This window comes from Pseudomonas sp. PDM22 (genome assembly GCF_014851965.1).
In the GTDB taxonomy this organism is placed as follows: Bacteria; Pseudomonadota; Gammaproteobacteria; order Pseudomonadales; family Pseudomonadaceae; genus Pseudomonas.
Genome location: NZ_JACVAR010000003.1, coordinates 1 through 12,731 on the forward strand (window position 1 = coordinate 1; position 12,731 = coordinate 12,731).

Below are 12,731 nucleotides of genomic sequence, written 5' to 3' on the forward strand. Positions count from 1 at the left end.
TCATCCGCTCGACTTGCATGTGTTAGGCCTGCCGCCAGCGTTCAATCTGAGCCATGATCAAACTCTTCAGTTCAATACTGCTTGGGTTTTGAGAAAACCCTAAACTTGGCTCAGCAATCGCATGCTCTATTTAAAGAGCTAAAACTCTCGAATTCACGAGTGTTACTTGCGCTGCTGATAATCAGTCGATCATCAGTCTTACATCACAAGCACCCACACGAATTGCTTGATTCAACTTGTTAAAGAGCGTTTGACTGAGGCTTTCGTCTCAACCGAGGCGCGCATTCTACGCTAACCTCTCTTTCCGTCAAGCTTTATTTTTCGAAAATTTCTTTTCTACTCAATCGCTTGCGCTTCAGCGAAGGAAACCTTCTCATCAGCGGGAGACGCATTCTACAGCGATCAAACTCGCTGTCAACCACCTCAGCGATCTTCTTTTCAGCTCGCTGCCGGAGCAGCTAATGAAGAGCGGCAAGTGAATCACCTGCCTGACCACCACCCTCACCTTCGAATCTCTGTAAGTACTTGATTTTCAAGTTCTTTCAGCGCTTCGTCGCTGGGAGTGGTGCGCATTATAGGGAGTTTAAATCGGCCGTCAACGACTAATTTAAACTTTCTTCACTCAGCGGCCAGGGAGACGCGAGCGAAAGCCTTCTTGCCGGCCTGCAGGACATGGGTAGCGCCTACCTTGAAGACAAAGCTGCGATCCACAGCCTCACCATCCACCCGCACACCGCCGGACGACAGTAGGTCGCGAGCGACAGCCGAGTTCTTCACCAGGCCTGCCTTATTAAGGACGGCACCAATGGGCAGGTCTTCCGTAGCGGCGACCTCCACTTCCGGCAGGTCTTCCGGCAGCTCACCCTCTTTCAGGCGGTTGCCAGCGGACTTGTGCGCGGAAGCAGCCGCTTCCTCACCATGGAAGCGGGCCACGATCTCTTCCGCCAGCTTGATCTTGATGTCGCGGGGGTTGGCGCCAGCCTCGACGTCTTTCTTGAAGCCCTCGATCTCTTCCATGGAGCGGAAGCTGAGCAGCTCGAAGTAACGCCACATCAGGGTATCCGGAATGGAGACCAGCTTGCTGTACATGACGCCCGGCGCTTCCTGGATGCCGATGTAGTTGCCCAGGGACTTGGACATCTTCTTCACGCCATCCAGGCCTTCGAGCAGCGGCATGGTCAGGATGCACTGAGGCTCCTGCTCATAGGCACGCTGGAGCTCACGCCCCATCAGCAGGTTGAACTTCTGGTCGGTGCCGCCGAGCTCGACGTCCGCACGCAGTGCTACCGAGTCGTAGCCCTGGACCAGCGGATAGAGGAACTCGTGAATGGCGATGGACTGATTGCTGGCATAGCGTTTGCTGAAATCATCGCGTTCCAGCATACGAGCAACGGTGTACTGGGAAGCCAGACGAATGAAATCAGCGGGGGAAAGCTGGTCCATCCAGGTGGAATTGAAGGCTACTTCGGTCTTCGCGGGGTCGAGAATCTTGAAAACCTGGGCCTTGTACGTCTCGGCGTTGTCGAGAACCTGCTCGCGGGTGAGGGGTGGGCGGGTAACACTTTTCCCGCTGGGGTCACCGATCATCCCAGTGAAGTCACCGATCAGGAAGATCACCTGATGGCCCAGCTCCTGGAACTGACGCAGCTTATTAATAAGGACGGTGTGTCCCAGGTGCAGGTCAGGAGCGGTCGGGTCGAAGCCGGCCTTGATACGCAGGGGCTGGCCGCGCTTGAGCTTTTCGATCAGCTCGGCCTCCACGAGAATTTCGTCTGCACCGCGCTGGATCAGCGCCAGCTGCTCTTCGACCGACTTCATTGCAGGTTCCTGTACGTTGCGAATTGCGAAAGGGAACCAACGATACAAGAACAGGCACTAAAAACAAGTTTTGCCCAGCGCCAGAAGACAGGACGTCAGAAGCCCGACATCAGGGTTGCTTCAGAGGGAATTTGGTTATATTTTAGGCAGTTATTTCACATTCCAAAAACACCACTCACGCCATGACGCAATCCGATCAGAAAGCGCCGTACTACCCGAAGAGCCATCTGCTGGCCGCAAGCGGTGTAGCAGCGCTCCTCAGCCTGGCTCTGCTGGTGTTCCCTTCGGCCGAGGTCGAAGCGAAGAAGACCACGCTCAACCTCGAGCTGGAGAGCGGCACCGAGCAGATCCTCCAGGAAAAAGACGACCTCCGACCCAATCCGGTCACGGAAGACAGCGGCTCTTCGCCTTTTGCACAGATAGAAGGCCAGCCGGACAACCAGAACAGCGCCGAAAAAGACGCGCAGAAGAACAAAGCTCTCGCCGATTCGAACCAGCAACCCTCCCCCTCCGCACCGGCTGAACCTGCCTGGAAGAGCGTGACCGTGGGCAAGGGCGACACTCTTTCCAACGTGTTCGCGAAGGCCGGCCTGCCGGCGAACGCCGTGCACGACATGCTTGCCGCCAGCAAGGACGCCAAGCAGTTCACCCGTCTTGATATCGGCCAGGACGTGGACTTCCTCATCGACACCAAGGGCGAGCTGCAGAGCCTGAAGGTCAAGCGCAGTGACCTGGAAACCATCAGCCTGAACAAGTCCGCCAAGGGCTATGACTTCAAGCGCGACCTGGTCAAACCCTCGGTACATGCGAACTATGCCCACGGCCGCGTCGACAGCTCGCTGTTCGTCGCCGGCAAGAATGCCGGGCTGTCCCATGATCTGATCATGTCGATGGCCAACATCCTCGGCTACGACATCGACTTCGCCCAGGATATTCGCGAAGGCGACTCGTTCGACGTGATCTACGAATCCCAGCAGGTGAAAGGCAAGCAGGTCGGCACCGGCAGCATCCTCGCGGTGCGCTTCGTCAACCGCGGCAAGGAATACACCGCCGTGCGCTACACCAGCAAACAGGGCAGCACCAGCTACCTGCGCGCCGATGGCAGCAGCATGCGCAAGGCGTTCATCCGTACTCCGGTGGACTTCGCCCGTATCAGCTCGCGCTTCTCCATTGGGCGTTTCCACCCGATCCTGAACAAGATTCGTGCGCACAAGGGCGTGGACTACGCGGCGCCGATCGGCACCCCGATCAAGGCGACCGGCGACGGCAAGATCCTCGAAGCCGGTCGCAAGGGTGGCTACGGCAATGCCGTGGTGATCCAGCATGGCCAGCGCTATCGCACCGTGTACGGCCACATGAGCCGCTTCGCCAAGGGCATCCGCTCCGGCGTGGCGGTGAAGCAGGGCCAGATCATCGGCTACGTCGGCATGACCGGCCTCGCCACCGGCCCGCACCTGCACTACGAGTTCCAGGTGAACGGCCAGCATGTCGATCCGCTGAGCGCCAAGCTGCCGACGGCTGATCCGCTGTCCGGCCCGGAGCGCAAGCGCTTCATGGCACAGGCGCAACCGCTGATCGCGCGCATGGACCAGGAGAAGGCAACCTTCCTGGCCCTGAACAAGCGCTGATCCATGCCGCTCTATCTGGGGGTAATGTCCGGTACCAGCCTCGATGGGCTGGACATCGCCCTGATCGAGCAAGGCGAGCAGACCACTCTGCTCGCCTCCCACTACCTCCCCATGCCTGCTGCGTTGCGCGCCGACCTTCTGGCACTCTGCTCTCCCGGCCCTGACGAGATCGCCCGCTCCGCCCTCGCGGAAAACAGCTGGGTACGCCTGGCTGCCCAGGGCATCAATGAACTCCTCGCCCGCGAGAAACTGAGCGCCAGCGCCATTCGCGCCATCGGCAGCCACGGCCAGACCATTCGCCACGAACCGCATCTGGGCTTCACCGTGCAGATCGGCAACCCAGCACTGCTAGCCGAACTGACCGGCATCGATGTCGTCGCCGACTTCCGCCGCCGCGACGTAGCCGCCGGCGGCCAGGGCGCACCGCTGGTGCCCGCTTTCCACCGTGCGCTGTTCGGCAGCGAGGGTCGCGAGTGCACCATCCTGAATGTGGGCGGTTTCAGCAATGTCTCGCTGCTCAGCCCTGACAAACCGGTTCGCGGATTCGACTGTGGCCCCGGCAACGTCCTGCTGGATGCCTGGATTCAGGAGCAGCGCGGCGAAGCCTATGACCGAGATGGCGCCTGGGCTGCCAGCGGCAGCATCGACCAGACGCTGCTGCAGAAGATGCTGACCGATGATTTCTTCGCGGCAAAAGGCCCGAAGAGCACCGGACGGGAGCGCTTCAACCTGAACTGGCTGAACGCAGTCCTGGCCGGCCACGGCCCGGCAAAGGCTGAAGACGTGCAGGCAACCCTGCTCGAACTGACCGCGCAAAGCATCGCCGCCGCACTATTGGATGCGCAGCCCGGCTGTGAAGAAGTAGTGGTTTGCGGTGGCGGCGCCTTCAACGTGGCACTGATGCAACGACTGGCCGCGCACATGCCTGGCGCCAGCGTGATCAGCAGCCTCGAGCGTGGCGTACCACCGGAGTGGATGGAGGCAATGGCCTTTGCCTGGCTGGCCCATCGCTTCTTCGAACGCGCGCCCGGCAACTGCCCGGAAGTCACGGCCGCGCAGGGACCCCGTATCCTCGGCGCGCTCTACCCCGCCTGAGTCCGACGCACAAACAAAAACGCCGCGCATCTGCGCGGCGTTTTCGCTGCTACGGCATCAGATCGAGAAGGACTGACCGCAGCCGCAGGTGGTCGCTGCGTTCGGGTTCTTGATGACGAACCGCGAACCTTCGAGGCCTTCCTGATAGTCCACTTCCGCACCGGCAAGGTACTGGAAGCTCATCGGATCGACCACGAGGTTGACGCCATCGCGCTCGACGATGGTGTCGTCGTCCGCGGTGTCTTCATCGAAGGTGAACCCGTACTGGAAGCCCGAACAGCCACCGCCCGTGACGAATACCCGCAGCTTGAGGCGCGGATTGCCTTCTTCGTCGATCAGGTTCTTCACCTTGTTCGCAGCGCCTTGCGAGAACATCAGCGGAGTGGGGGTGAAGGTTTCGATGGTCATGGTGAAAACTCTCCCGGCCGAGGCCGTACGTTACAACATTGCGGACCATTATCCGCTTACCCCAGAAAAACGGTCAACTAATCCGACTCATCCATTGGTCCAGATCAATCGACCGCCTTACGGGGCAGTCTTTCCTTACGGCAGCAGCGCGACGTTGGACAGGCCCAGGTGCTCGTCCAGGCCGAACAGGATGTTCATGTTCTGGATCGCCTGGCCGGATGCACCCTTCACCAGGTTGTCGATGACCGAGAGGATCACCACCAGGTCTCCGCCCTGCGGACGGTGTACCGCGATGCGGCAGACGTTGGCGCCGCGCACGCTGCGGGTTTCCGGGTGGCTGCCTGCCGGCATCACGTCGACGAACGGCTCGTTGGCGTAGCGCTCTTCATACAGCTTCTGCAGGTCGACGCCACGGTCAGCGACGCGCGCGTACAGGGTCGCGTGGATACCGCGGATCATCGGGGTCAGGTGCGGCACGAAGGTCAGGCCGACATCGCCCTTGGCTGCGCGACGCAGGCCCTGGCTGATTTCCGGCAGGTGACGGTGACCTTTCACCGAGTAGGCCATCATGCTTTCACCGGCTTCGCAGAACAGCGAACCGACCTTGGCACCACGGCCAGCACCGCTGACACCGGATTTGCAGTCAGCGATCAGCTGGCTGGCATCGGCCAGACCGTTCTCCAGCAGCGGGATGAAACCGAGCTGGGTAGCGGTCGGGTAGCAGCCGGGAACGGCGATCAGGCGCGCGGACTTGATCGCCTCGCGATTCACTTCCGGCAGGCCATAGACGGCTTCGGACAGCAGTTCGGGCGCACCGTGGGGCTGGCCGTACCACTTGGCCCATTCCTCCGCGTCCTGCAGGCGGAAGTCTGCGGACAGGTCGATCACCCGGGTACCGGTCGCCAGCAGTTCGCCGGCCAGTGCGTGGGCCACGCCGTGCGGAGTGGCGAAGAACACCACGTCGCATTCGCCCAGACGCTTCACGTCCGGCACGCTGAAAGCCAGGCCGTCGTAGTGGCCTCGCAGGTTCGGGTACATGTCGGCGACTTTCACGCCCTCCTCGGACCGCGAGGTAATCACCTCGACGCGAGCCTGGGGATGCTGTGCCAGCAGGCGCAGCAGTTCCACGCCCGTATAACCCGTACCGCCTACGATACCGACCTTGATCATCTGCCTGTCACTCCACCTATGGGGCCAAATTCAGGGGCAGCCATGATATGAGCCGCTGCCCCCGCTGAACAGAGCGAATGCACGCAGGTTTAAGAGCCTTTGGTCGGAGCCAGGGTTTCCTGCATCTGACGAGCGAGCGCGTGATAGATCGGCAACGGGTTCAGGCGCGCCGATACACCACTGGCCAGCAGCGTGGCGGCGAGGATGGGGATCAGCATGTCCGGGCTGTGGGACATCTCGACGGTGATCACCGTGGCGGTGAGCGGCGTGCGCGTGACCCCGGCGAGGTAGGCGGACATCCCCAGCAGCGCCACTGCCGGCAGGCTTGCGCCGGGAATCAGCGGCGTCAGCCAGGGCGCCAGACTGGCGCCTACGGTGAGCGAAGGCGAGAACAGTCCGCCTGGAATGCCGGCGATGAACGAGATCACGTTGGCGATGAACTTCCACAGGAGGAAGTCCTGCCCCACCACCGGCTGCCCCTCGAGGATGGACCGGGTCTCTGCGTACCCGGTGCCGAACACGTGCTGCCCGGACAACAGGCCGAGCAGCGCCAGCAGCAGACCACACACCGCCGCGAAACGGATCGGCCAGCGCCCGCGCCAGCGGCTGATGAAGCCGAGCGGACCGCGATGGGTCGGCAGCACGAGCCGGCAGTAGAGGCCGCCAAGCAAGCCACCGAGCACCCCACAGACCACCACGGCGATCCATGCCGGGCCCAGAGGCATGCTTTCCGAGAGGCGACCGAAATAGCTGTAGCTGCCCATCAGGCCGAGCGTGACCATGCCGCCGAGCAGGACAGCGGTGAGCACCAGCCCGCTGAAGCGTTGCTCGAAGGTGCGGCTCAGCTCCTCGATGGCGAAGACCACCCCGCCCAGTGGCGTATTGAAGGCGGCCGCGATGCCCGCCGCACCGCCAGCGATGATCAGGCCGGACACCGTGCGCTTGTCGTAGAGCCCCAGGCGACGGCCGAGCGAATACATAAGTGCCGCGCCAATATGCACGGTCGGGCCCTCGCGGCCGGCCGAGGCCCCCACCAGCAGCGCCAGCAAAGTCATCGCCAGCTTGCCCACGGCAATCCGCACCGATAGCAGGGCATTGCGTGTGCGGCTGCTGCGCTGCTCCAGCGCCACGATGACCTGTGGAATGCCGCTGCCACGGGTGTTCTTCAGCGCCCCCTGGGTCAGCCAGACCAGGCCGGCGAAGCCCAGCGGGCAAAGCAGCCACGGCCACCACGGGCTATGCGCGACCACGCCGCGGAAGGTCGCGCTGGCGAGGTCCGCCAGGTGGGCGAAGGCCAGGGCCACCAGCCCGACCAGCAGCGCACCGAGCCAGAACGCCAGGTTGCGCCGCCACTGGCGCAGCAATGGGTGTCGCGCCAGCGGGCGCTTGGGGACGGTACGAGCAGACGAGTCACCAGTCGGCTCGCTGGAACTCTCCGGCAATGCAGGTTCTGACATGGACACGAAGCCGGGCATCTTCCGGATGCCATGCGGCGCGCGCGGCAAACAGCCACGGACGGAAGAGCTCAGTGTAATAGACGCAGGGATGACGCCATTGCACGGCGCCACTACTATCGGCTCACCGTGATCCGAGGAAGTCCTGATGCTTTACCTGTGGTTGAAAGCCTTTCACATCATTGCCGTGGTCTGCTGGTTCGCCGGCCTCTTCTATCTGCCGCGACTGTTCGTCTACCACGCCATGAGCGAGGACGCCGCCAGCCGCGAGCGCTTCTGCATCATGGAACGCAAGCTGTACCGCGGCATCATGGGCCCGTCGATGATCCTCACCCTCGTCCTCGGCGCCTGGATGCTCTACCTCAACCCGGCCTGGCTGACCCAGGGCTGGATGCACGCCAAGCTGACCCTGGTGGTCCTGCTGATCGGCTACCACCACGCCTGCGGCGCCATGCTCAAGCGCTTCGCCCGTGGCGAGAAAGGCCGCAGCCATGTGTTCTACCGCTGGTTCAACGAAGTGCCGGTGCTGTTCCTGATCGCCATCGTGATCCTGGTGGTCGTCAAACCCTTCTGACCCCGACAAGGAGACTGTCATGTCCCTGCCCGCCCTGCTCGACCGCCGCCTGCGCATTCCCCTGGTGGCGGCACCGATGTTCCTGGTCTCCAACCCGCAACTGGTGCTGGCCTGCTGCAAGAGCGGCATCGTCGGCAGCTTCCCGGCGCTGAACCAGCGCGAGAGCAGCGGTTTCAAGGCCTGGCTGGAAGAGATCGAGGCCGGGCTGGCCGCCGACCCGCAGGCCGCGCCCTATGCGGTAAACCTGATCGTCCACAACACCAACCCGCGCCTGCAGGAAGACCTAAAGCTCTGCGTCGAGCACAAGGTGCCCATCGTCATCACCAGCCTGGGCGCGGTGCGCGAAGTGGTAGACGCAGTGCACAGCTATGGCGGCCTGGTATTCCATGACGTCACCACCCGCCGTCATGCCGAAAAGGCGGCGGAAGCCGGCGTCGATGGCCTGATCGCCGTGGCCGCCGGCGCCGGTGGTCACGCCGGCACCTGGAGCCCGTTCGCGCTGGTTGCCGAGATCCGCCAGTTCTTCGACAAGACCCTGCTGCTGGCCGGCTGCATCAACCACGGCCACGAAATCCTCGCCGCCCAGGTGCTGGGCGCCGACCTTGCCTACCTCGGCACCCGCTTCATCGCCACCCGCGAGAGCGCCGCCTCCGAGGACTACAAGCACATGCTGCTCAACGCCCGCGCCGCCGACATCATCCACACCCCCGCCGTCTCCGGTGTGCCGGCCAGTTTCATGCGCCAGAGCCTCGAGGCCGCCGGCTTCGACATGCAACGGCTGAACGACAAGGGCGCGCTCGACTACGGCGAGAAGCTCAAGCCGGTCAGCGACGAGGCCAAGGCCTGGAAGACCGTATGGTCCGCCGGCCAGGGTGTCGGCGATATCCGCGACCTGCCCGCAGTGGGCGAGTTGATCGCGCGGCTCGACCACGAATACCGCCAGGCCCTGACCCGCAGCGCCGGCCTGTCCAACCAATTGCTGGTCTGAGCTGCGGCACCGCTCACGATATATCCGCCGGGGCCGCTTGTTGGCCCTCGGCGGCCCGATTACGCTGTAGCGATTCCAACATAGCCAGAAGACAAGGATGCCCCGATGGATCAATCCCGCTTCAAGATCGTGTTCGACGGCGCGCTGATGCCGCAGACCCCCCTGGAAACCGCCAAGGAGAACCTCGCCCGCCTGTTCAAGAGCGACGCCGCGAAGATCGAAGCGCTGTTCAGCGGCCAGCCGGTCGTGCTCAAGCGCGACCTCTCCGACGATGAAGCCGACAAGTACCTGCGCGCCCTCCACGGCGCCGGCGCCAACGCCCGCAAGGAAGCCGAAGGCGTTGCCGGTTTCAGCCTGGTGGAGACCGATGACCATCCCAGCGAAGCGACCCTGGCCGCTCGTGCCGCCGGCGAAAACACCAGCAACGAGCAGATGACCTGCCCCAAGTGCGGCCATGAGCAGGCCGCCGCCATCGAGTGCAGCGCCTGCGGCATCGTCATCGAGAAGTACCTGGCACGTCAGGCCGAGCTGGCAGCCAACCCGGTGCCCACCGTGGCAGCCACGGCTCCGAACGCGCCGGCCTCCCCCTATGCACCGCCCCAGGCCAAGGTCGGCGACGACCTGCCGGAGTTCGGCGAACTGAAAGTCCGCAGCCTGTCAGGCCGGATCGGTCGCGTGCGCTACCTCGGCTGGTCCGCCGCGCTGTCCTTCATCGTCTTCGGCGCCTACCTGGTCGCCAGCCTGCTGATGGCCGTCTCGATGCCCCTGGGCGTGGTCGCCATCGCCGCAGTAGTCATCGCCGCCATGGTCTTCAGCGTCCCCATCGGCGTACAGCGCCTGCATGACCTGGGCTGGTCCGGCTGGCTCTGGCTGGTCCTGCTGGTGCCCTTCGTCAACGCCGTCCTCAGCCTGCTGATGCTGTTCATGCCCGGCGAACAGAGCACCAACCGCTTCGGCCCGCCGCCGCCGCCCAACAGCACCGGCGTCAAGGTCCTGGCCTTCTCCTGGCTGCTGTTCCCGGTGTTTGGCGGTATCCTCGCCGCCATCGCGATCCCGGCCTATCAGAGCTACGTCGAACGCGCCCAGGCAGCGCAGGCCTCGCAATACCAGCAAGGCGACGAGACTGCCGATCCGGCTGCCACCGCGGAGCCCTCCGACGGCGACTTCAGCAGTGGCGACACCGAAGGCGGCGACTCGGATCAGTAATGCAACAACCCGTGGCGGGCGTGGTCGAACGCCACCCCGTCACAGAGACTCCTGAATGCCTCGTTTTGCCCTCATCACCGGCGCTTCCAGCGGTATCGGCCTGGCCCTGGCCGAAGCCCTCGCGCGCCGCGGCCAGGCACTGATCCTGGTGGCGCGCCAGCGCGATGCACTGGACAGCGCCGCCTGCGAGTTGTCTCAGCGTTTCGGGGTGGAGGTGCTGTTCCGCGTCTGCGACCTGTCAGAACCGCTGCAGATCTCAGGCCTGCTGCACGAGCTGGAACAGAGCGGGCGGCAGATCGAGCTGCTGGTGAACAATGCCGGCGTCGGCACTTCCGGCGCCTTCATCGACCAGGACTGGTCCCGCGAGCAGGAACTGCTGGAGCTCAACGTCCTGGCCCTGGCCCGCCTGTGCCACGGCATCGGCGCGATGATGGAGCGCACCGGCGGCGGGCGGATTCTCAACGTCGCCTCCATGGCCAGCCTGCTGCCTGGTCCGTGGATGAGCAGCTACTACGCCAGCAAGGCGTTCGTACTGCATTTCTCCGAAGGTCTGCGCGAAGAACTCAAAGGCCGCGGCATCAAGGTCTCGGTGCTGTGCCCAGGACCGACCCGCACGGCCTTCTACCGCAATGCCGATATGCGCCTGGGCAAGCTCGACGACGGCAAGCGCGTCATGACTCCCGAGGAAGTCGCCTTCCTCACCGTGAAAGCGCTGCGCCGCGCGCCCGCGCTGATCATCCCCGGCTGGCGCAACCGTCTGTTCGCCTGTGGCGTGCGCCTGCTGCCACGCTGGGTCATGCGCAAGCTGGCCGGGCGCATCAACCGCCTGGCGCTGGCCAGCTGATTCAGGCTCAGTCCGCGCGCACGGTACGGCCGTCGGCCCACTGGCGCAGGGCGGCCAGCTCTTCCGCCATGACCACCGACAACGGTGCGGTGCGGCGGATTTCCTCCAGCAGCAGCGTCTGATCCACCGCCTTCTGCCGTGCCTGCGCGGCGTAGAAGGCGCCCACCACCGCCTGCTCGATCTCCGCCCCCGAGAAACCGTCGGCCGCTTCGGCCAGCTCGCCCAGATCGAACTGCGTCACCTCCAGCTCCCGGCGCACGAGGTGAATACGGAAGATGTCCATGCGCACGGCATGATCGGGCAGATCGACGAAAAACAGCTCGTCGAAGCGCCCCTTGCGCACCAGCTCCGGCGGCAGCCGATCGATGGCGTTGGCGGTCGCCACCATGAATACCGGCGCCTTGCGCTCGGCCATCCAGGTCAGCAGCGTCGCCAGAACGCGCTGACTGACGCCGTTGTCCTGATCCCCCGTGGCCACGCCTTTCTCGATCTCGTCCGCCCAGAGCACGCAGGGCGCCATGCTGTCCGCGAGGCGCAACGCCTCGCGCAGATTGCGTTCGGTCTCGCCGAAGTACTTGTTGTAGAGGCTGCCGAAATCCAGGCGCAGCAATGGCAGTCCCCAGAGGCCGGCAACGGCCTTGGCCGCCAGGCTCTTGCCGCCGCCCTGCACACCCACCAGCAGCACGCCCTTGGGCAGGTCCTTCTCCTTGCTCTCGGTGAAGGCGCTCTGCCGCTCGCCCAGCCAGCGCTTGAGGTTGGCCAGTCCGCCCACTTCGGCGAAGCGTGCGGTGTCGTGTTCGAAACTGAGGACGCCGTCGAGGTTGAGCAGCTCGAACTTGGTGCGATTGAGCTCCGGCAGGTCTTCCTGGGTGATCGCCCCGTCGTTGCAGATCACACTGCGCGCCAGCAGCCGGGCCTCGCCATGGGTCAGGCCGCGCAGGTTCTTCACGACCTGGCGCAGGGTCCGGTTATCCGTGCGTACCCGCGCGCCCTTGTTGCGCTCGCTCCAGCGGCTCGCCTCCTCGCGCACCAGCCCCACCAGCTCATCCTCGGAGGGCAGCGACAGGGCAAAGCGCGCGGCGAAGCGCTGGACTTCGGCGGGCAGCTTCAGCGCATGGGAAACCAGCACCACGGTCGGGCGGAAATTGCCCTCGGCCATGGCGATCTCCTTGAGCAGACGCACGGCGCGCGGGTTATCCACCAGATAAGGATGCAGATCGCAAAGCACATAGAGGTTCGGCTGCAGGTCGGCCTTGATCAGACGCAGCGCATTCTCCGCCTCGCGACTGTCGTTCTCTCCCTGGGGCTCCCCGCCAAAACCGAGGCGCTGCAGGCCTTCGGTCGTCGACCACAGCTGCAGGTTGAGCCCACGGCGTACCGCGAGGCCGGTCAGGGTCTCCAGCACACGGGGTTCATCCCAGGACTCGATGACGATCAGCTTGACCCTGGAATCGAGCACCAGGCCCAGGTCATGGATATCGTTCTGCACGCTCGCTCCTTGCGTTGGCCGGCCCGGAACTGGGCGCGACGGTCGACGGCCGCTAAA

General features: G+C 64.0%; 11 protein-coding genes and 1 rRNA gene. 6 read left to right on the plus strand and 6 right to left on the minus strand.

Annotated features, from left to right (window positions below; genetic code table 11):
• A 16S ribosomal RNA gene (locus IB255_RS10865) occupies window positions 1-73 on the minus strand; the annotation flags it as partial.
• Window positions 74-618: 545 nt separating this feature from the next.
• On the minus strand, window positions 619-1,818 hold the full coding sequence (gene tyrS / locus IB255_RS10870; RefSeq protein WP_192210367.1) for a tyrosine--tRNA ligase: 1,200 nt from the start codon (window positions 1,816-1,818) through the stop codon (window positions 619-621).
• A 182-nt stretch (window positions 1,819-2,000) separates the two neighbouring features.
• On the opposite strand from tyrS, the gene IB255_RS10875 reads away from it, so the two are divergent.
• Together IB255_RS10875 and IB255_RS10880 are read left to right on the plus strand one after the other, a co-directional pair.
• On the plus strand, window positions 2,001-3,446 hold the full coding sequence (locus IB255_RS10875; RefSeq protein ID WP_192210368.1) for a peptidoglycan DD-metalloendopeptidase family protein: 1,446 nt from the start codon (window positions 2,001-2,003) through the stop codon (window positions 3,444-3,446).
• Between the two features lie 3 nt (window positions 3,447-3,449).
• The gene (locus IB255_RS10880) at window positions 3,450-4,541 is read left to right on the plus strand and encodes an anhydro-N-acetylmuramic acid kinase (RefSeq protein ID WP_192210369.1); all 1,092 of its coding nucleotides are present in this window, start codon (window positions 3,450-3,452) and stop codon (window positions 4,539-4,541) included.
• A 57-nt stretch (window positions 4,542-4,598) separates the two neighbouring features.
• Here the strand turns inward: IB255_RS10880 and erpA are convergent, their stop codons facing one another.
• The 3 genes from erpA to IB255_RS10895 form a co-directional block, all read right to left on the minus strand.
• Window positions 4,599-4,949: an iron-sulfur cluster insertion protein ErpA gene (gene erpA, locus IB255_RS10885; protein WP_045212604.1), complete on the minus strand. Its 351-nt coding sequence runs from the start codon at window positions 4,947-4,949 to the stop codon at window positions 4,599-4,601.
• 135 nt (window positions 4,950-5,084) lie between these two features.
• Window positions 5,085-6,119, minus strand: coding sequence for an N-acetyl-gamma-glutamyl-phosphate reductase (gene argC / locus IB255_RS10890; RefSeq protein ID WP_081520749.1), 1,035 nt, complete (start codon window positions 6,117-6,119; stop codon window positions 5,085-5,087).
• An 89-nt stretch (window positions 6,120-6,208) separates the two neighbouring features.
• Window positions 6,209-7,576 (minus strand): chloride channel protein, encoded by a 1,368-nt coding sequence (locus IB255_RS10895; RefSeq protein ID WP_225594816.1) that lies wholly within the window; start codon window positions 7,574-7,576, stop codon window positions 6,209-6,211.
• A gap of 145 nt (window positions 7,577-7,721) precedes the next feature.
• Between IB255_RS10895 and hemJ the strand changes: the two genes are divergently transcribed.
• The 4 genes from hemJ (at window position 7,722) to IB255_RS10915 (ending at window position 11,185) form a co-directional block, all read left to right on the plus strand.
• Window positions 7,722-8,147, plus strand: coding sequence for a protoporphyrinogen oxidase HemJ (gene hemJ, locus IB255_RS10900; RefSeq protein WP_192210370.1), 426 nt, complete (start codon window positions 7,722-7,724; stop codon window positions 8,145-8,147).
• Window positions 8,148-8,166: 19 nt separating this feature from the next.
• Window positions 8,167-9,135 (plus strand): NAD(P)H-dependent flavin oxidoreductase, encoded by a 969-nt coding sequence (locus tag IB255_RS10905; protein ID WP_081520751.1) that lies wholly within the window; start codon window positions 8,167-8,169, stop codon window positions 9,133-9,135.
• Between the two features lie 105 nt (window positions 9,136-9,240).
• Complete coding sequence (locus IB255_RS10910) at window positions 9,241-10,341, plus strand: DUF805 domain-containing protein (RefSeq protein WP_081520752.1); 1,101 nt, start codon at window positions 9,241-9,243, stop codon at window positions 10,339-10,341.
• Between the two features lie 55 nt (window positions 10,342-10,396).
• Window positions 10,397-11,185, plus strand: coding sequence for an SDR family NAD(P)-dependent oxidoreductase (locus IB255_RS10915; RefSeq protein WP_045212616.1), 789 nt, complete (start codon window positions 10,397-10,399; stop codon window positions 11,183-11,185).
• 7 nt (window positions 11,186-11,192) lie between these two features.
• Here the strand turns inward: IB255_RS10915 and IB255_RS10920 are convergent, their stop codons facing one another.
• Window positions 11,193-12,674 carry an AAA family ATPase gene (locus IB255_RS10920; protein WP_192210371.1) on the minus strand — a complete coding sequence of 494 codons (1,482 nt, stop codon included), beginning with the start codon at window positions 12,672-12,674 and terminating at the stop codon, window positions 11,193-11,195.
• Window positions 12,675-12,731: the final 57 nt, after the last annotated feature.